Source organism: Teichococcus oryzae, assembly GCF_008386565.1.
Classification (GTDB): Bacteria; Pseudomonadota; Alphaproteobacteria; order Acetobacterales; family Acetobacteraceae; genus Pseudoroseomonas; species Pseudoroseomonas oryzae.
This window is the reverse complement of record NZ_VUKA01000006.1, coordinates 41,819-60,179: the sequence shown is the minus strand read 5'-3', so window position 1 is coordinate 60,179 and position 18,361 is coordinate 41,819. Positions and strand designations below refer to the sequence as shown.

Here is an 18,361-nt window from a genome sequence, read left to right as displayed (position 1 = left end):
TATCATCCGATGAGCACGATCGACGCGCCGGAGCGCGCCACCCCCGCCATTCCCGGCCCGCCGCCGCGCATCCTGCTGATCCAGGCGCCCTACTATGAGAACGTGGTGTCCGGCATGCGGCGTGGCGCCGAGCGCGTCCTTGGCGAGGCGGGTGCCACGCTGGAGGTGGTCGATGTCGCGGGCGCCTTCGAGTTGCCGGCGGCGCTGCGCATGGCGATCCGCCATGGCGGCTGGGACGGCTTCCTGCTGCATGGCTGCGTGGTGAAGGGCGAGACCGACCATTACCAGTTCATCTGCGAGGCGGTCTGCCAGGGCGTGATGGACATCAGCGGCGAAACCGGCGTCCCGCTCGGCTTCGGCCTGCTGACGGTGGAAACCCTGGCCCAGGCCGAGGCGCGCTCCGCCGAGGACCGCCACAACAAGGGGGGCGAGGCGGCGCATGCGCTGCTCGGGCAGATCCTGCTCGCCCGCCGCTGGGGAGCCGCCCGATGAGCGCCGCCCAGATCCAGAAGCGCCCGGGGCCGGGCCGCCCGCGCACCGGCTCCCGCGTCGCGGCCATCCAGGCCTTGTTCCAGAGCGAGCAATCCGGCGAAGCCGCCGAAGCGGTGATTGACCAGTTCGTCCGCCACCGCATCGGCCCCGATGCCGGCGGCTTCGAGGATGGCCGGGTGCCGCAGGCCGATGTGCCGCTGTTCGCCGGCGTGGTGCGCGGCGTGGCACGCCAGGCCGAGGCGCTGGATGCCATCATCGGCGGCCATCTTGCGGAAAACTGGACGGTGGCGCGGCTTGATCCCGTGCTGCGCGCCTTGCTGCGTTCCGCGGCGTTCGAGCTGTCCTCGGGCAGCCAGCCGCCGGCCAAGGTGGTGATCAACGAATACATGGACATCGCCCACGGCTTCTTCGGCGGCGAGGAGCCGCGCTTCGCCAATGGCGTGCTGGATGCCATGGCGCGGTCGCTGCGCGCCACGGAGTTCCAGCGCTGAGAACAAGGCCCCGGCCGCTTCCCGGCCTGGGCGCAACCTGCCGGCGGGAGCCGGTCGGCGCGGCCCGTTCCTGAAGCGCGGGCGAGGCCCGGGGCGCCGCTGCCCCATGGCGCGGCGGCGGCGCCCGGCGCAAACTGCGCCGCATGACGCTGCCGCCTGAATTCGATCTGATTGATCGCCATTTCCGCCCGCTCGCCGATCCGGGCGCGCTGAATCTCGCAGATGACGCCGCCCTGCTGCGGCCGCCGCCCGGCCGGGAGCTTGTTCTGGCCGCGGATGCCATGGTGGAGAACGTGCATTTCCTGTCCGACGATCCGCCGGAAACGGTGGGCCGGAAATTGCTGCGCACCAACCTGTCCGATCTGGCCGCCATGGGCGCGGCACCGCTCGGCTACCTGCTGACAGTGGCCTTGCCGCGGGGCTATGACGCGGCCTGGCTGGCCGGCTTCGCCGCCGGGCTGGCCATGGACCAGCGGGAGTTCGGGCTGGCGATCCTGGGCGGGGACACGGTGTCCACCACGGGTCCGGTCAGCCTCTCGCTGACGATCCTCGGACATGTGGCACCCGGCACCGCGCTGCGGCGGGATGGCGCGGCCGCCGGGCAGGATCTGTGGGTGTCGGGCAGCATCGGTGACGGTGCGTTGGGCCTCCAGGCGCGCCGGGGGCTGGTCACCGATCCGGGGGATTACCTCGCCGGGCGGTACCAGTTGCCGCAGCCGCGCCTGGCGCTGGGACAGGCGCTGGTCGGCCTGGCCACGGCGGCGATGGACGTGTCGGACGGGCTGGCGCAGGATCTGGGCCATCTGTGCCGCGCTTCCCGCTGTGGCGGCGTGTTGAAGGCGGATGCCGTGCCGCTTTCCGCCGCGGCTGCTTCCTGGCTGCGATCCCACCCCGATGGCCTGCCGGAATTGCTGACCGGCGGCGATGACTATGAGCTGCTGTTCGCTGCTCCCGCCGGGGCGGCGGCGGAGATCGCCCGCCGCGCCGAAGCCTGCGGAACGGCGGTGGCGCGGATCGGCCACCTGGTGCCGGGCGAGCCGGCGGTGACCCTGCGCGACGGGGCGGGCGCCGAGATTCCGCTTGGCCGGAGCGGCTGGAGCCACTTCTGACGCTGTCCCGCGACTCCTCCGGGGCGAAGGGGCCAGCCGCTCCGCTTCCTTGTTTCCCGAAGCATCCTCACCCGATCGGATGACGCATTCCGGTCGGGACCCGTCTCAGGAAACGGCTGGCACCGGCCTGGACCGGACAATCCACAACGTCGCCAGGGCAACCAGCAGCGGCGGAAAGGATACCCAGCAGACGATTTCCCAGCCATAGGTGTTGAGCAACCCGCCCGAGGCGAGGGAGCCGACCACCATCAGACCGAAGATCAGGAAGTCGTTCAGGCTCTGGACCTGTGTCCGCTCCTCGGGGCGATGGCATTCCACCACCATGGCCGAGGCCCCGACAAAGCCGAAATTCCAGCCAAGGCCGAGCAGGATCAGGGAAAACCAGAAATGGCCGACGCTGATGCCGCTGATGCCGACCACCGCCGCCAGGGCGAGCAGGATCAGGCCGGCCGCCACCACCCGGGGTGCGCCGAAGCGTGAGATCACCCGCCCCGTCACGAAGGATGGCCCATACATGGCGATCACATGCCATTGCAGGCCGAGATTGGCGTTCTCCTGCGAGATGCCGCAAAGCCGCATCGCCAGCGGGGCGGAGGTCATGATGAGGTTCATGATTGTGTAGGAAACGACGCCGGCGATAACGGCGCTGATGAAGCGCGGCTGGCGGATGATCTCGGCCATGGGGCGGCCGCGGCCGGTTTCCGAGGGCTTTGGAACCGGCAGCCTCACCTTCAGCAGGATGAAGGCGCACAGCACGGCCACGCCGGCCTGGGCGAGATAGGTCGCGGCGAACAGGAAGGGCGGCCAGATATCCATGGTGTAGGTCACCAGCTGCGGCCCGATCACGCCCGCGAACACGCCGCCTGCCATGACGGTGGAAATCGCCCGGGCACGGCGTTCGGGCGGCACGCAGTCGGCGGCGGCGAATCGGAACGTCAGCACGACGGCGGCATAAACGCCGGCAAAGAACGTCGCGCCGCAGAAGATCCAGAATGACGCCAGCAGCACCGCCAGCGCGCCGAGCAGCCCGGCGAGGATGCCGCACCCCGTTCCAAGAAGGAAAGCGGCGCGACGGCCATAACGGTGCGCCACGGCGCCGGTCGGCAGGGTGCTGGCCGCCATGCCCACGACAAATACGGTGATCGGCAGGGTGGCCAGCGCCTTATCGGGTGCGAGCGTGTTGCCGACGATCGAGCCGGTCGCGAAAACGATGGTCGCATTGGCGCCTGCCAGGGCCTGGGCGATGGCGAGGCGCACAACATTGCCCCGTTCCTGGGCCATGGCCGCAGGCAGGGTAGGGGACGTTTCCTTGTTCATTGCATCTTATAAGCGGATTTTCCGGGCTGTGGCCAAGCCGGCAAACCGCCTGCGAGCTTCGGCGCGGGGCCACAGCCGGCGGGTTTCGACGCACGGCCGGAGCGTGCCGGTCCCGGCCGTGCGCAGCCGCGCGCGGAAGCCTGCCGCTTCTCCAGCCGCCTTAACGCCCGGGGCCGCTGCCCGGTCCCTGCTCGGAGCCCAGGCCGCCGGCGCCGACGCGGCCGATATTGCCGAACAGCGATTGCAGCAGGGTTCGCTCCGTTCCCGGCACGGGAGTGGTGCGATCCACGATGCTGACATCCCGCATGGTGTCCGACCCGCGCTGCTCGATGTCGCGCAGCACGCCGCCTTCGTCGAACCGCATCACCACCACGCGCTCCTTCTCGCTGGAAGGGTTGCTGCCCGGCTGCATGCGGCTGACCGAGGAGATGTAGTACCAGGTGCCGGGGTCGAAGGTGCCGGTGGCGCTGGGGGAGCCCAGCAGCGCCTGCACGTCCGCCTGGGTCTGCACGCCGGGCACCAGCTGTGCCAGAAGGTCGGGGTCGGCCTTGTTGCCGTGCTGTACCGGGCGGGCCTGGAACACGGAGCAGCCGGCCAGCGGCACTGCCAGGACCAGGGCCAACAGGCCGGCCCGCAAGCGGGCGGTGGGATGGCGTGCCACATGGCCGGGCCGGCACGGGGTGGTTTCGCGGCGGGGAAGGACGCTGAAGCTCACGGTGTGCACCGAAATCCTGAGGCTGATATCCAGTTTCCCGCCCTGCGGCCCCTCCGGGCCTTGGCGGCGTGGCGCGCAAGCGGTTCCGCCGGATTGACCCGGATGGGCTTGCGGTCCATCTGCACGGTCGATTGCCACCGCCCCGCAGCGGGGTCAACCAGCGGCCGCATACCGGCGGACCCAGAGGAGCCTGTCCCGCCATGGCCTTGTTCGGCCTGTTCCGTCGCCAGCCGCATCGGCGGCTGGGCTTCGAGCTTTATGGCGCCGCCGTGCGCGCGGCCCGCCATCCCGGCTTCTTCACCGATCTTTCGGTGCCCGACACGCTGGATGGCCGGTTCGACCTGATCGGCCTGCATGTGGCGCTGCTGATCCGCCGCCTCCATCGCGACCCGGACCCGCGTGGCCCGTCGATCGCCCAGGCCGTGTTCGACGCCATGTTCGCCGACATGGATCACAATCTGCGCGAAATGGGGGTGGGGGACATGTCCATCGCCCGCCGGGTGAAGAACATGTGGGAAGCCTTCCATGGCCGCGCCCAGGCCTATGAGGCACCGCTGCAGGCCAGGGACGCCGCCGCCCTGGCCACGGCGCTGGCCCGCAATGTCTGGCGCGGCACCCTGCCGCCCGAGGCGCCGGAGCCGCGGCGCCTCGCGGCCCTTTCGCTCGCCGCCGATGCCGCATTGACCAGGCTGCCGCTGGATGCGCTGCTGCGGGGCGAGGCCCATTTTCCCGCGCCGGAGGAGGTGCCCGCATGACCCTGATCCCCGAAGCCGAGTTCCCGCGCCCCCTTCCATTTGCCGCCGTGCCGCCGGAGGGACGCAGCCGCAGCCTTTTCGCCACCCCCGAGGAATGCGCCGCCCTGGCGAAGCGGTTCGGCATCCCGGCGGTTGAGCGGCTGCAGGCCGAGCTGGAGTTGCGGCCGGAGCCGGGGGGCACCGTGCGGGTGCGCGGCACCCTGGAGGCCGCGGTGGTGCAAAGCTGCGTGGTGACGCTGGAGCCGGTGGCGCAATCGGTGCGGGAGCCGGTGGATCTGCGCTTCCTGCCGCGCGGCGAGGAGCCCGGCGACGACCCCGACGGCCCGGACGAGATCCCGACCGAGGACGGCATCATGGAACTGGGCGAGGCACTGGCCGAGCAGCTTTCCCTGGCGCTGGACCCTTACCCCCGCGCACCGGGCGCGGAGCTGCCGGCGGAGCTGGCAGGCTCCGCCGAGGAAGCGGAGGCGCCGCGGCCCAGCCCCTTCGCCATCCTTAAGGGCGGCAAAGCGCCGCGCTAAATTCAACCATGATAATCAGTGGCTTTGCGGGCGGGGCCGACAAGTTGCTTTAACGCTGGCGGGCTGCCGGGCGGCGCATTAGGATGCCGTGCGGCGGGTGCCGGCGTGCCATGCGGCCGCAATGCCCGGGCAACTGCGATCACCAGAACAGCCGCGCTACCGGTGTTACGGCGTCGACCTGGCCTGCTGAAACTCGGTTGTTCTACCTGGCCGTTCTGGTGAAGGAGGGGTGATTGCGGCTATTGCTCGCTTCTGAAGGATGGGACGCCGCCGGCCCAAGGCGGGCAGGCGCCTGTTCCGCCATTGCCGCCGCCCATGGACCGCAGGCCCCGGCCAGTGCGGCGCGCCTTGCCATCCGCATCGTCGCCATCCCCTCAACAACCATGACCGAGTGATGTTCCGCCGATCCCATCCCGACACCTGCCCCTGCTGCGATCCGGCCATGATGGGCCGGCGTGAGATCATCACCGCCGGGCTTGGCCTGCTGGCCTGCAGCGCGGTGCCTGGCACGGCGCGGGCGCAGCCGCCGCTGCCGCCGCTGCGCAGCCTGCGGGTGCAGCGCGTGGCGACGGAAGACAGCTTCGACGGGGTTTATTTCCGGGATGGCCGCTACGACCGGGAAGCGCTGCACAAGCTGGATTGGGTGTTTCGCGACCTGTCCGCCGCCGAGGTGACACCGATGGACCCGCGGCTGTTCGACGTGCTGCATGTTGTCGCCGAGGGCCTGGGCAACACGGAATTCTACCAGATCTCCAGCGGCTACCGCACGCCGGAGCACAACAGCGCCCTCCGCACCAGCCGTGTGTCCGAGGTCAGCCTCCACATGTCCGGCATGGCCGCCGATTTCCGCCTGCCCGGCTCGAATGCCTATGGCGTGGCACGGCTGGCGGCGGAGATGCAGGTTGGGGGGGTCGGCCTCTACCGCCGCGATGGCTTCGTGCACCTGGATTGCGGCCCACCGCGCCGCTGGTAGCCTGATGCCCGTTGCCTGGTTCTTGCGGGTTCATTGATTGGGAACCGATCGATACTGATGCGAATGGAAGCGGCTGACAGGCGGACAGCCTTCGGCCTGCGGCTGCTGCGACTGGCGCGGCTGTGGCGCCAGGCGGTTGATGCGGAAATCCAGAAGGACACCTTCCCCGATTCCGGGTGGCGCGCCCTGATCGGCCTGCACCGTTCCGGCGAAGGATTGCGGCAGAAGGACCTGGCGGCGGCAATGGCCATCGAAGGCCCCAGCCTGGTTCGCCTGCTGGACAATCTGGGCGCGGCCGGGCTGGTCCGGCGGGAAATGGATGCGGGCGACCGCCGCGCACGCCGCCTGGTGCTGACCCCGGAAGGCCGCGCCGCCGCGGCGAGGATCGAGGCGCGTTTGAGCGCGGCCGAGGCAGCCTTGCTGGATGGGTTGCCGGATAGCGAGCTGGACGCCTGTTCCGCCGTGCTGTCCCGCCTGGAGCAACGCCTTCATGCCCGGAAGATCGGCACGCCCTAGCCCTGGCTTCGATCCAGCGAAACTGCCGGCCGTTTTTCCTTCGCTCCCGTTTTCAGTCCCGCGCCAGGTCCAGCAGGGTGGCGGTGAGCACGCGAGTGCCGGCGGCGAGTTGCTCGGGGCTGGTGTATTCCGCCGGGTGATGGCTGATCCCGCCTCGGCTGGGCACGAAGATCATGCCGGCCGGGCAGACAGGCACCAGGAACTGCGCATCATGGAAGGCGCCCGAGGCCAGGCGCCGGGCGCGCAATCCCTGCGCCGCCGCCGCGCGTTCCACCGCATCCGGCACCAGAGGCGGGAAGGTGGTGGGCAGGGCGTTGAAACGTTCCTGCACCGTGGCGCGGCAATGCCGCATCGCCGCCTGCACCACGCCGGCGACGGCATCGCCGCGCGCCGTCAGCACCGCCGCGTCGGGATGCCGCAGGTCGATCGAGAAGCGCGCCGTGTCGGCCACGGTGTTGGAACTGTTGGGCAGCACCTCGACCTTGCCGACGGTGAAGCGCAGCACATCGGCCGGGTCATGGGTGAGCCGGTTCAGCGCCGTGATGGCGCGCACCATGTCCTGCACCGCGTCCTGCCGCAGCCGCAGCGGCGCGGTGCCGGCATGGTCGGTCTTGCCGCGGATCTCCACGCCGAACCAGCGGCTGCCCTGGATGCCGGTGACGATGCCGATATCGAGCCCATCCGACTCCAGCAGGGGGCCTTGCTCGATATGCGCCTCCACATAGGCATGCGGCGGCCGGCCCGCCGGGCCCAGGGCACGGCGCGGCAGGTCGGCCTCGGCCGCCAGATGCTCGTCGAGGGCCTGGCGGAAGCTGATGCCGGCGGTGTCGGTGACGGCGTCCCAGGCCGTCGCGGGCTGCGCGCCGGCCCAGGCCATGCTGCCCATGCAGCCAGGGGCGAAGCGGCCGCCTTCCTCATTGGTCCAGGCCACCACCTCGATCGGGCGGCGGGTGGCGATGCCGGCCTCCCGGATGGACTGCACGGCCTCGAACGCCGCGAGCACGCCCCAGATGCCGTCGAAGCGGCCGCCATTGGGCTGGGTGTCCATGTGGCTGCCGGTCAGCACCGGCGCGGCACCGGGATCGCCGCCCTCATGCCGCAGGAACAGGTTGCCGATCTCGTCAATGCTGACGGACAGGCCGGCCGCTTCCGCCCAGCCGATCAGCAGGCGCCGCGCCGCGCGGTCCAGCGGGGTCAGGCAGGCGCGGTTCACGCCCCGGTCCTCCGGGGCAGGGCCCGGTATGGCGCCCAGCTCGGCCATCTGCATCAGGCGCGACCAATGCCGCTCCTGGTCCACAACAAAGGCGGGTGCGGCGGGTCCGGGCATGGCATGGGTCCTGGCGGGCGTGGCGACAGGTTCCCTCCTGGCATCATGCCATGCCGAAGCAAAGAAGTTTACGCGGCCAGCTTCAGTCCGACGATGCCGCAAACGATCAGCCCGATGCAGGCGAGCCGGGCGGCCGTCGCCGCCTCGCCGAACAGCAGGATGCCGAGAATGGCCGTGCCCAGCGTGCCAATGCCGGTCCAGATGGCATAGGCCGTGCCGAGCGGCAGGCTGCGCAGCGCGATGCCGAGCAGGCCGAGGCTGGCGATCATGCTGGCCCCGGTCAGCAGGCTGGGAACCAGGCGCGTGAAGCCATGGGTGTATTTCAGGCCGACCGCCCAGCCGATTTCAAGCAGGCCAGCCAGGAAAAGGTAGATCCAGGCCATGGATGCGGGACTCCCCGAAAGCATGGCGGGTCGTCCCGGCCGGGTTGCCTGTGCGAGGGAAGGTCGTCCTTCCGGCTGGCCCGATATAGGGCGGGCCGGCGCGGCGGTGAAGGGGCGGCCCGGCAGGGCGGGGCCAAGCCCCGCCCCATGGGATCAGGCGGAGGCGCTGGCGATGGCGCCTCCTTCGGCCTCAGCCCTCCGGATCGGCCCGCAGGAAGGCGAGGTCGCAGCCTTCATCCGCCTGCAGCACCTGTTCACGGTAAAGCCGCGCATAGCCGCGCTTCGCCTTGGCCGAGGTGTCGGGCTGCGTTTCGCGCCGCCGTTCCAGTTCGTCCTCCGCCACCAGCAGGTCGATGCGCCGCTCCTTGACGGAAAGGCGGATGCGGTCGCCGTTGCGGACCAGCCCGAGTGGCCCGCCCGAGGCTGCATCCGGCGCGACATGCAGCACGATGGTGCCATAGGCGGTGCCGGACATGCGGGCATCCGAGATCCGCACCATGTCCTTCACCCCCGCCCGCGCCAGCTTGCCCGGGATCGGCAGGTAGCCGGCCTCGGGCATGCCGGATTGGGACAGCGGCCCGGCATTCTGCAGCACCATGAAATCCTCGGGCTGCACGTCGAGATCCGGATCGTCGATCCGCGCCGCCAGATCCTCCAGCGAGGAGAACACGACGGCGCGGCCTTCCTTCTCGAACAGCGACGGATCGGCAGCGGCGCGCTTCAGGATGGCGCCGCGCGGCGCGAGCGACCCGAACAGCGCGACCAGCCCGCCCTGCGGCTGCAACGGCTCCTCCCGCGCGCGCACCACGGCGCGGTCCACATAGCCGGGCTCGGCATCCAGCCGCTCGCCCAGGGTCTGGCCGCTGACAGTCATGACGTCGAGATGCAGCATGGGCCGCAGCTCGCGCAGCACGGCACCGATGCCGCCCGCCGCGTGGAGGTCCTCCATGTAGAAGGGGCCGGTGGGCTTCAGGTCCACCAGCACCGGCGTCTCGTCGGACAGGGTGTTGAGGCGGTTCAGGTCGATCTTGATGCCGGCCCGACCAGCGATGGCCGTCAGGTGGATGATGGCGTTGGTGGAGCCGCCGATCGCCAGCAGCACGCGCAGCGCGTTCTCTACCGACTTCTCGGTCACGATCTGGGACGGCCGGATGTCCTTGGCCGCCAGCATCATGGCGGCGGCGCCGGAGGCCTCGGCGGCACGGATGCGGTCGGCATGCACGGCGGGGATGGCGGCGGTGCCCGGCAGCATCATGCCCAGCGCCTCGGCCAGGGAGGCCATGGTGGAGGCGGTGCCCATCACCGCGCAGGTGCCGGCGGTGGTGGCCAGGTTGCCCTCGATCTCCTCCACCGTCTCCGCGTCGATCTCGCCGGCGCGGAACTTGCCCCAGAAGCGGCGGCAATCGGTGCAGGCGCCGAGGCGCTCGCCGCGCCAGCGCCCGGTGGACATCGGCCCGGTCACCACCTGGATGGCCGGCACGTCGGCGGAGACGGCGCCCATCAGCTGCGCCGGCACCGTCTTGTCGCAGCCGCCCACCAGCACCACGGCATCCATGGGCTGGCCGCGCACCATCTCCTCGGTGTCCATGGCCATCAGGTTGCGGAACACCAGGGCGGTCGGGTTCAGGAAGGGCTCGCCGAGCGAGATGGTCGGGAACTCGCGCGGCAGGCCGCCCGCGGCCAGCACGCCGCGCTTCACCGCCTCAACGAGGTCGGGAACGCCGCGGTGGCAGTTGTTGAACTCGGAGAAGGTGGCGGCGATGCCAATCACCGGCTTCTTCAGAAGCGAGGAGGAAAGGCCCATGGAGCGGGCCATGGACAGGCGCAGGTAGCGGGCGAAATCGGTGTCGCCGTAATTGGTCAGGCCACGGTTCAGGCCGATCGGGGCATCCTTGGGGGCATCGGTCACGGGCAGGGCGTCCTTCAGGGTTGTTCTGGTGTTCAGCGCAGCAGATCGGGGTGCTGGCCGAGATAGGCTTCGCGGGCCGGGCGGAAATGCGCGGCGCAGAGCGCCACCAGCACGTCCCGCGTGCCCTGCCGCAGCGCGTCCAGCATGGCGGCGTGCTGGTCACGCGCGCGTTCCATGCTGGCCTGGCTGCGCAGCGTCGCATAGCGAATCACCTGGGCGCGCTGGCCCAGTTCCTCGATGGTTTCGGCGAGGAAGACATTCCCGCAATGGGCATAGATGGCGCGGTGGAAGGCGAGGTCGGCGCGGAACACGGCGCGCGCATCCCCCGCCGCCACGGCGGCCGCGTGGCGCTGCTGCAAGGCATGGAGCGGTGGCAGCGCGGCGCTGCTCAACGGCAGCGGGATCAGCCGGGCCGCCTGGGTTTCGAGCATTTCCCGCAGATCGTAGAGCTGCTGCACCTCGGCCGGGCTGTAGGCCTTCACCAGCGCGCCGCGATGGGGAATGCGCTCGATCAGCCGCATTCGCTCCAGTTCGGTGAAGATCTGCCGCACGGCATGGCGGGTGGCGCCGAAGCGGGCGGCGACCTCCTCCTCGATGAGCCGTTCGCGTGGATGCAGGCGGCCGAAGACGATGTCCTCTTCCAGCGCCGCCAGGATGGCGGAGGCCGTGGCGGGGGGTGCCTCAGCGGCGGAGGTCTCGGCGGTGGATGTTTCGGCGCGAACGGGCGCGGCCATGGTGGGCAGCCTCCTGTGGGATGATGGTAGGCCGTCCCACCGGCCGGCAACATAACTGTTCCCAATTTTGTCGACAATCCCGTTGACTCTTTTGGCAGCGCCTATGGAGAGTGTGCCCGGCCAAATCAGAACAAGGAACGTCCACATGTCCTTTCCAGCGGATCGCCTGTCCCCCCTGGGCCGGCGGCCCTTCGCCTTCGGCATTTTGGGCGCGGCGGCGGCCATGGCCGCTTCCCCCTCCCGCGCCGCCGAGGCCGGCTATCCCGACCGCACCATCACCATCACCGTGCCCTTCGCACCGGCCGGTGCCACCGACCTGGCCGGACGCCTGCTGGCCGACCGCATGGGCCCCGCGCTGGGGCCGCAGGGCAGGGTGGTGGTGGAGAACAAGCCAGGTGCCGGCAGCGCGCTCGGGGCCGAGCATGTCCGCCGCAGCAAGCCGGATGGCTACAACCTGCTGGTGGGCTCCGCCTCGACCCTCGGCGTGGCGCCTTCTGCGCAGCCCAAGGTCGCGCCCTACAACCCGGCCGAGGATTTCACGCCCATCGCCGTGATCGGCACCAGCGCGCTCGGCGTGGTGGTGCCGACGGCGTCCGGCATCACCTCGGTGGAGCAACTCGTGGCCCGGCTGCGGGAAGGGAAGGGGCGGGAAGGCTATGCCAGCTCGGGCGTCGGCGGGATCAGCCATCTGGCCTCCTCGCTGTTCTCCAAGCTGGCCGATGCCCCGGCGACGCACATCCCGTATCGCGGCGGCGCCTCGGTGCCGGAAGCGCTGATCAAGCAGGAGGTGCTGTTCGCCTTCGACCAGATCGCCTCCGTGGTGGGGCAGATCCGCGACGGCGCGTTGCGGCTGCTGGCGGTGACCACGACGACGCGGGACCGCTCCTTCCCCGATGTGCCGACGCTGCAGGAAGCGGGGGTGCCGGGCTACGAGCTGTCCACCTGGACGGTGATGGTCGGCCCCAAGGACCTGCCGCCCGGCATCACCGCCACCCTGAACCAGGCCGCCAACACCGCCCTGAAGGACGAGAATGTGCGCCGCCGCCTGTCGGACAGCGGCACCGACCCGCGTGACGACAGCACCCCGGAAAGCACCCGCGCCTTCCTGGCCGCCGAGTTCGCCCGCTTCAAGGCGGCCGTGGACATCGCCGAGATGCGGATGGACTGAGGCGGCGCTTACGGCCGGGTGGACTGGCGCGACATGGCGCCGGGGGCGAGGATGGCGGCCTGGCCATCGCCCTCGGGCCGTGGCTGCGTCCAGCGGGGGCATTGTCGCATGCCGCCAGTTTGCTGGCCCTGGTCCCTCGGCGCCTATCGCGGTTCCTGAACCACCGGAGGGTCGTCCAGCTCCGGCGGCGGCGTGGCGAGGGGATCGCGGCCCAGCAGGGCGGGATCGTTCTCCGCCACGCGGCCGACGCGGTTGTCCACGGGCCAGCAGGACAGCCATTCCGGCGGGCAGGGGCGCAGCAGGTCCAGCAGCGCCTCCGGCGCGGCCTCGGCCTCCCCCAGCCAGGCGGGCCAGTCCTCCCGCGGCAGGATCACCGGCATCCGGTGATGCACCAGCGCCTGCTTGGCGTTCGCCTCGGTGGTGATGATGGAGAAGCTGCGCAGCCACTCGCCCTCCGGCGACTTCCAGCCTTCCCACAACCCGGCCAGCGCCATGGGCGCGCCATCCCTGAGCGCCACCGCATAGGTCTGCTTGGCCTTGCCCTCGGTTCGCCATTCATAGAAGCCGTCGGCCGGAACCAGGCAGCGGCGGCGGGCGAAGGCATCCCGGAAGGATGGCTTCTCCGCCACGCTTTCCGCGCGCGCATTCATCAGCCTGGCGCCGCCTGACGCATCCCGCGCCCAGCGCGGCACCAATCCCCAGCGGAGCGAGCCCAGATGCCGCGCGCCGCTTTCGGGATGGCGGCGCAGCACCGGCGCATCCTGCGTCGGCGCCACGTTCCAGGACGGGGCGATGTTGGGCAGGGGCGGCACGGCCTCGAAATGCTCGGCGACCTGGCCGATGTCCCGGTACTGGAAATACCGTCCGCACATGGGCGTCAGCCGCGCCGCACGCCCCAGAAATTGGCCGCGCCCAGGGGAAAGCCCGTCAGATCGGTGCGCGACGCCTGCAGCCGGCGGTATTCGCCGAGCGGGATGTAGGGCACCTCCTGCATGGCAACCTCCTGCATGGCGCGGCCGATGCGCTTCTGGTCCTCGATCCCTTCGGCGCCGAACCATTCCTGGCGCAGCGCCTCCAGCTCCGGGCTGGTGGGCCAGCCGAACCAGGCCTTGTCGCCATTCGCCCGCAGCCCGAGATGGCCGGATGGGTCCAGCGAATAGCTCAGGCCGGTGCAGAAGGCGCTCCAGCCACCCTTGGTGATGTCCTCGCGGTTGGCGCGGCGAGTGCTGACGGTGCCCCAGTCGCCCGACTGGGTTTCCACATTCATGCCGCATTCGCGCATCACATGCGCCGACACCTCGGCCAGGGCACGCAGCGTCGGATAATCATCCGCCTGCAGCATCACGATCTTCTCGCCATTGTAGCCGGCGGCGGCGAGGTCCCGCTTGACCTTGGCGTAGTCGCGCTTGCCCTGGAGCGGCGCCAGCCCCGCATCGCTCGACATCGGGCTGTCGGAGGTGAACACCCCCGTGCCGGCCTTCCAGCCGCGCGGATCGGTGCCGTAGGCGCCCTGCATCATGTCCTCCTGGTTGATGGCGCCGAGCAGGGCGCGGCGCACGCCAGGATTGTTGAAGGGCGGGTGCAGGTGGTTGAAGCGCAGGATCGTCTGGTACAGCTCGTCGCTGTAGGAAACCCTGACATCGCGCGAGCGGCCGAGCATTGGGGCGAGGTCGCTGGAGGTGGTTTCCACCCAGTCCACCTCGCCATTCATCAGCGCGCCGGCGGCGGTGGCCTGGTCGGGGATGACATTCCACTCGACACGGTCGAAATGCGCGATCTTCGGACCGGCGGTGCGGCTTGGCGTGCCGTGCGGGGTGGGCACATAGCCCTCGAACCGGGCATAGGCGACGCGGGCGCCCGCCATGCGTTCATTGGCCAGGAAGCGATACGGGCCGGAGCCCACCATTTCCGTCACCTGCGTGGTGGCCGGGGTCTTCGCCAGCCGCTCCGGCATGATCACCGGCAGGCTGGGGGCCGACTTGCCCAGCGCCATGGCAAGGCGCGGGAAAGGCTTCTTCAGCCGGAAGCGGATGGTCTTGTCGTCCACCGCGGTGATCTCGTCGGAGCGGGCGATCACCTCCTGGCCGAACATGTCGCGCGCGCCCCAGCGCCGGATGCTGGCCACGCAGTCCCGCGCCAGCACCCGCTCCCCGTCATGGAAGGTCAGCCCGTCGCGCAGGGTGATGATCCAGGTGAGGCCGTCATCCTCGATGCGGTGCCCGGCGGCCATCTGCGGCTGCGGCTGGTAATCCTTGTCCCAGCCATACAGCGTGTCGAACACCATCAGGCCGTGATTGACGGTGACCGAGGCGGTGGTGAACACCGGGTCGAGCACCGCGAGGTCGGCCTGCGGCACGAAGCGCAGCACGCGGCTGCCCTGCGCCCCGGCGAGCCTCGGGGCGGCGAGCAGGGCACCGCCCGTGCCGAGCAGGGCGCGGCGGGACAACAGCGGCGAGGCAGCAGGCATGGCGCATTCTCCGGGGTTGTGCGGCGGCGTGCCTTCGGCAGGCCCTGGCGCAACAGGGAACGTCAAGGACATGGCACCGTCAAGCCGCCGGATGCGCGAGGCACCAGGGAATGCCCCAGGGAATGCCCCAGGGAATACCCGGAGGATGCCCTGGGGAATGCCTGGGGAAGCGCCCCCTCAGCGTGCCGGCAGCAGGAGGCGCGCGCGATCCTCCGCCATCTCGAACCGGGTGCCATAGGGCGCCGACAAGGCCGCGAAGCGTTCCAGGATGCCGCTGGCCTCCGCGCCCTCCGCAAGGCGGGGCCGCCCGCGCCGATGGGCCGCCTCGCCGAGGCCGAGGCTGACCGGCAGGATCTCCATCCCGGCCAGGCGCCCATCCTCGAAGCGGCAAAGCGGCACCACGGTTTCCCAGAAGCGGCGATCCGCAGGGAAGCCCTTGGTGTCATCCGCCGTGCGGACCTTGTACACAGCGCCCGGCGTCAGCGACAGGTCGGCACGGAAGCGTTCATAGGAATCGCCCGGGATGCGCGGCACCAGCTCGTTCTGGCCGATGAAGTTGCCGAGGCTGTAGAAGATCGGCCGGCCCTGATGGATCTCCAGCCCGCGCAGCAGGTGGGGGCCATGGCCGACCACGAGGTCCGCCCCTTCCTCGATCATGCGGCGGGCGAAGGCGGGGATGAACTCGGCGGGGATCTCCTTGTCCTCGCCCTGTTCATGCGCGTGCAGGCTGACCAGCACGAGGTCGGCGGAAAGCCGCGCTTCCCGCACCCAGCGCGCGATGCCGTCCATGTCCCTCCCGCGCGGCGTCAGGCGCAGCGCGGCGCGCTCGGCGGCGCGGAAGTTCATCTTGCCGAAGGGGAACACGCCTTCCGCCGGCGGGTGGCCGAAGCCGAGCTTCAGGATCTGCTGCCGCTGCTTTTCCAGCCCCAGCTCCTCGGCGATCCGCTGCAGCGTCGCGAGCTGCTCCGGCGTCACCTCGTGCATCGTGTCGTAATGCAGCGGGCTGAGGCCGGGGCGGCCCTGCATGTCCGCGATCTGCTGGCCGGCCTCGTTGCCCGGCTGGAAGGTGGAGGAACAGGACAGCATCGCCACCGTGCCGTTCGGGTGGTCGAAATAGGCCGGGCGCCGCGCCGCCTCCAGGTTGCGGCCGATGCCGGCGAAGCAGAGGCCGCGCGCTTCCAACGCCTCGATGGTGTGGAGCAGGCCGGAGATCGAATAATCCAGGCAATGGTTGGTGGCCGCGGCGAACAGGTCGAAGCCGGCCTCGCGCAGTTCGTCCAGCACCCAGGCATGGGCGCCGAAATGCGATCCGCCGCATTCCTGCGACGGGTCGCCACGGAAATCATTGGCCAGCACTTCAAGGTTGGTGAAGGCCACATCCGCCGCCCGGATGCGGTCGAACAGCGGCCGCAGCTCGGGATCGGTGGTGGAAAGCAGGCGCCGCTGCAGGATGCTGTCGCCGGTCAGCGCCAGGGAAAGGGCGCGGCTCATGGCGCGTCCTTCGCCAGCAGCTGCTCGGCCAACGTCGCGAAGAAGGAGGCCCCCATCGGCAGCAACTCGTCATTGAAGTTGAATTTCGGGTGGTGCAGGCCGGGATCGCTGCCGGTGCGTCCGGCACCCAGGAACAGGTAGGCGCCGGGCCGGGCGTTCAGCATGAAGGCGAAATCCTCGCCTCCCATGGTCGGCTGCGCCAATTCGGCCACGCGTTCCGCCCCGGCCACGGCGGCGGCCGCGCGGGCGGCGAGGCGGGTCGATTCCTCTTCGTTGATCGTGGCCGGGTACATGCGGGTGAAGCGCACCTCCGCGCGGGCGCCGAAGGCGCTGGCGATGCCGGTGGCCAACTCCGTCACCTTCCTTTCCAGCACGTCGCCGACATGCGGGCGGAACCAGCGCGCCGTGCCGCGCAGGCTGACGCTTTCGGGAATGACGTTGAAGGCGTGCCCCCCCTCGATCCGGCCGATGGTGACGACGCCGGCCTCCACCGGCTCCACGTTGCGCGCCACGATGGATTGCAGGGCGGATACCAGGGTCGCCGCGATCACCACCGGGTCATTGCCCTGGTGCGGCATGGCGCCGTGCGCGCCCTGGCCGGTTATGGTGATCTCGATATCGGCGACGGCCGCCATCAGCGGCCCCTCGCGCCAATGGAACGTGCCGGCGGGCAGGGCGGGCCAATTGTGGATGCCGAAGACGCGATCCATCGGGAAGCGCTCGAACAGCCCCTCCTTCAGCATCACCTCGGCACCGCCGCCCATTTCCTCGGCCGGCTGGAAGATCACATGCACGGTCCCGGCGAAGTTGCGCGTCTCGGCGAGGTAGCGCGCGGCGCCGAGCAGCATGGTGGTGTGGCCGTCATGGCCGCAGGCATGCATCACGCCGGGTGTCGCGGAGGCGTATTCGGCGCCGGTTTCCTCCGTGATGGGCAGCGCGTCCATGTCCGCGCGCAGGCCGATGCTGCCGCCGGGCCGCGCGCCCCGGATCACGCCCACCACGCCCGTGCCGCCGAGGCCGGTCACCACCTCGTCCGCGCCGAACTGGCGCAGCTTCTCCGCGACGATGCCGGCAGTGCGGTGTTCCTGGAAGGCCAGCTCCGGATGGCGGTGGAGATCCTGTCGCCAGGCCGTCATCTCGGCGTGGAAATCGGCGATGCGGTTCAGCACGGGCATAACGGCAAGGACTCCCTGGCGGCCAGACGGGCAGCTTTGCGGCACTGCGCCGCCCCGGCAAGAGGCGAGGGGGGCGCGGGCCTTGCCCCTGGCACCGGCGGGGCCATTTTCCGGCCATGCTCCGCCGAACGATGCTGGTTCTGCTGTTGCTGGCGCCCGTGGCGCTGGCGGGTGCCTATTGGAGCGGCGCCTGGCGGCCCCCGCCGCGATGGGACCCGGCCGCCCCGCTGGAACTGCATGCCGAGCCCAACATCCTCACCGGCTGGAAGCTGGCGCGGATGGCGTTGCAGCCGGAAACCTGCCTCGCCGCCTTCGCCGTGTCCGGCCGCGCGGTGGAGCCCTTGCCCGATCGTCCCTCGGAGGTGGGCTGCCCGCTGGAAAACGTGGTGCGGCTGGACGGGGAGGGGATCGCCTTCCGGCCGTCCCGTCCGGTCGTGACCTGCCCGCTGGCCGCCGCCTGGGCGCTGTTCGAGCGGCATGCGCTGCAGCCGGCCGCCGCGCGGCACTTCAACAGCCGCGTCGTCGCCGTGCGGCATCTCGGCAGCTATGCCTGCCGCAACGTGTACCATCGCAGCGCGGGGCGCCGGTCGGAACACGCCACGGCCAATGCGCTGGATGTCACCGGCTTCGTCCTGGCGAATGGCCGGGAGATCCGCCTGCCGCGGGACTGGGACCGCGCCGAGGCCGGCGCCTTCCTGCGCGAGTTGCGCGATGGCGGCTGCCGCTTCTTCAAGGCCGTCCTTGGCCCTGATTACAACGCCGCCCACCGGGACCATTTCCATTTCGACCGGGGGCGCTGGGGGCGGTGCAGCTAAGGA

19 protein-coding genes are annotated in these 18,361 nt (G+C 70.5%); 9 read left to right on the top strand and 10 right to left on the bottom strand.

Annotation, left to right across the window (positions count from 1 at the left end):
• Positions 1-9 precede the first annotated feature (9 nt).
• The 3 genes from ribH to thiL all read left to right on the top strand — a co-directional run bounded on the left by ribH (position 10) and on the right by thiL (position 2,092).
• Positions 10-492 carry a 6,7-dimethyl-8-ribityllumazine synthase gene (gene ribH, locus F0Q34_RS13225; protein ID WP_149812700.1) on the top strand — a complete coding sequence of 161 codons (483 nt, stop codon included), beginning with the start codon at positions 10-12 and terminating at the stop codon, positions 490-492.
• Positions 489-983 (top strand): transcription antitermination factor NusB, encoded by a 495-nt coding sequence (gene nusB / locus F0Q34_RS13220; protein WP_149812699.1) that lies wholly within the window; start codon positions 489-491, stop codon positions 981-983. The genes ribH and nusB overlap by 4 nt, the downstream gene beginning before the upstream one ends.
• A 143-nt stretch (positions 984-1,126) precedes the next feature.
• Positions 1,127-2,092, top strand: coding sequence for a thiamine-phosphate kinase (gene thiL / locus F0Q34_RS13215; protein WP_149812698.1), 966 nt, complete (start codon positions 1,127-1,129; stop codon positions 2,090-2,092).
• Positions 2,093-2,197: 105 nt separating this feature from the next.
• On the opposite strand, the gene F0Q34_RS13210 is transcribed toward thiL, so the two are convergent.
• Complete coding sequence (locus F0Q34_RS13210; RefSeq protein ID WP_149812697.1) at positions 2,198-3,409, bottom strand: MFS transporter; 1,212 nt, start codon at positions 3,407-3,409, stop codon at positions 2,198-2,200.
• A gap of 160 nt (positions 3,410-3,569) precedes the next feature.
• Positions 3,570-4,124 carry an outer membrane protein assembly factor BamE gene (locus tag F0Q34_RS13205; RefSeq protein ID WP_241665473.1) on the bottom strand — a complete coding sequence of 185 codons (555 nt, stop codon included), beginning with the start codon at positions 4,122-4,124 and terminating at the stop codon, positions 3,570-3,572.
• A gap of 200 nt (positions 4,125-4,324) precedes the next feature.
• Between F0Q34_RS13205 and F0Q34_RS13200 the strand changes: the two genes are divergently transcribed.
• The 4 genes from F0Q34_RS13200 (at position 4,325) to F0Q34_RS13185 (ending at position 6,889) form a co-directional block, all read left to right on the top strand.
• Positions 4,325-4,879 carry a ubiquinol-cytochrome C chaperone family protein gene (locus F0Q34_RS13200; protein ID WP_149812696.1) on the top strand — a complete coding sequence of 185 codons (555 nt, stop codon included), beginning with the start codon at positions 4,325-4,327 and terminating at the stop codon, positions 4,877-4,879.
• A complete protein-coding gene (locus F0Q34_RS13195; protein WP_149812695.1) occupies positions 4,876-5,400 on the top strand; it encodes a YceD family protein in 525 nt (174 codons plus the stop codon). The genes F0Q34_RS13200 and F0Q34_RS13195 overlap by 4 nt, the downstream gene beginning before the upstream one ends.
• 394 nt (positions 5,401-5,794) lie before the next feature.
• Positions 5,795-6,373 (top strand): YcbK family protein, encoded by a 579-nt coding sequence (locus tag F0Q34_RS13190; RefSeq protein ID WP_149812694.1) that lies wholly within the window; start codon positions 5,795-5,797, stop codon positions 6,371-6,373.
• Positions 6,374-6,430: 57 nt separating this feature from the next.
• On the top strand, positions 6,431-6,889 hold the full coding sequence (locus F0Q34_RS13185) for a MarR family winged helix-turn-helix transcriptional regulator (RefSeq protein ID WP_149812693.1): 459 nt from the start codon (positions 6,431-6,433) through the stop codon (positions 6,887-6,889).
• A 52-nt stretch (positions 6,890-6,941) separates the two neighbouring features.
• Here F0Q34_RS13185 and F0Q34_RS13180 read toward each other — a convergent pair whose 3' ends face one another.
• From F0Q34_RS13180 to F0Q34_RS13165, 4 genes are all read right to left on the bottom strand, one after another.
• A complete protein-coding gene (locus F0Q34_RS13180; protein ID WP_149812692.1) occupies positions 6,942-8,216 on the bottom strand; it encodes a M20 family metallo-hydrolase in 1,275 nt (424 codons plus the stop codon).
• Between the two features lie 68 nt (positions 8,217-8,284).
• Positions 8,285-8,599 (bottom strand): quaternary ammonium compound efflux SMR transporter SugE, encoded by a 315-nt coding sequence (gene sugE / locus F0Q34_RS13175; protein WP_149812691.1) that lies wholly within the window; start codon positions 8,597-8,599, stop codon positions 8,285-8,287.
• Between the two features lie 190 nt (positions 8,600-8,789).
• Complete coding sequence (locus tag F0Q34_RS13170; protein ID WP_149812690.1) at positions 8,790-10,508, bottom strand: dihydroxy-acid dehydratase; 1,719 nt, start codon at positions 10,506-10,508, stop codon at positions 8,790-8,792.
• Positions 10,509-10,540: 32 nt separating this feature from the next.
• Positions 10,541-11,242 carry a GntR family transcriptional regulator gene (locus F0Q34_RS13165; RefSeq protein ID WP_149812689.1) on the bottom strand — a complete coding sequence of 234 codons (702 nt, stop codon included), beginning with the start codon at positions 11,240-11,242 and terminating at the stop codon, positions 10,541-10,543.
• A gap of 145 nt (positions 11,243-11,387) precedes the next feature.
• Between F0Q34_RS13165 and F0Q34_RS13160 the strand changes: the two genes are divergently transcribed.
• On the top strand, positions 11,388-12,410 hold the full coding sequence (locus tag F0Q34_RS13160; protein WP_149812688.1) for a Bug family tripartite tricarboxylate transporter substrate binding protein: 1,023 nt from the start codon (positions 11,388-11,390) through the stop codon (positions 12,408-12,410).
• A 143-nt stretch (positions 12,411-12,553) separates the two neighbouring features.
• Here F0Q34_RS13160 and F0Q34_RS13155 read toward each other — a convergent pair whose 3' ends face one another.
• The 4 genes from F0Q34_RS13155 to F0Q34_RS13140 form a co-directional block, all read right to left on the bottom strand.
• Complete coding sequence (locus F0Q34_RS13155) at positions 12,554-13,282, bottom strand: SOS response-associated peptidase (RefSeq protein WP_149812687.1); 729 nt, start codon at positions 13,280-13,282, stop codon at positions 12,554-12,556.
• Positions 13,283-13,287: 5 nt separating this feature from the next.
• Positions 13,288-14,877, bottom strand: a complete 1,590-nt coding sequence (locus tag F0Q34_RS13150; RefSeq protein WP_149812686.1) for an ABC transporter substrate-binding protein — start codon at positions 14,875-14,877, stop codon at positions 13,288-13,290.
• 177 nt (positions 14,878-15,054) lie between these two features.
• Positions 15,055-16,368: a CapA family protein gene (locus F0Q34_RS13145; RefSeq protein WP_149812685.1), complete on the bottom strand. Its 1,314-nt coding sequence runs from the start codon at positions 16,366-16,368 to the stop codon at positions 15,055-15,057.
• Positions 16,365-17,543, bottom strand: a complete 1,179-nt coding sequence (locus F0Q34_RS13140; RefSeq protein WP_149812684.1) for a M20 aminoacylase family protein — start codon at positions 17,541-17,543, stop codon at positions 16,365-16,367. Before F0Q34_RS13140 ends, F0Q34_RS13145 begins: the two co-directional genes overlap by 4 nt.
• Positions 17,544-17,674: 131 nt before the next feature.
• Between F0Q34_RS13140 and F0Q34_RS13135 the strand changes: the two genes are divergently transcribed.
• Positions 17,675-18,358 carry an extensin-like domain-containing protein gene (locus F0Q34_RS13135; RefSeq protein WP_241665472.1) on the top strand — a complete coding sequence of 228 codons (684 nt, stop codon included), beginning with the start codon at positions 17,675-17,677 and terminating at the stop codon, positions 18,356-18,358.
• The last annotated feature ends 3 nt before the right edge of the window (positions 18,359-18,361 follow it).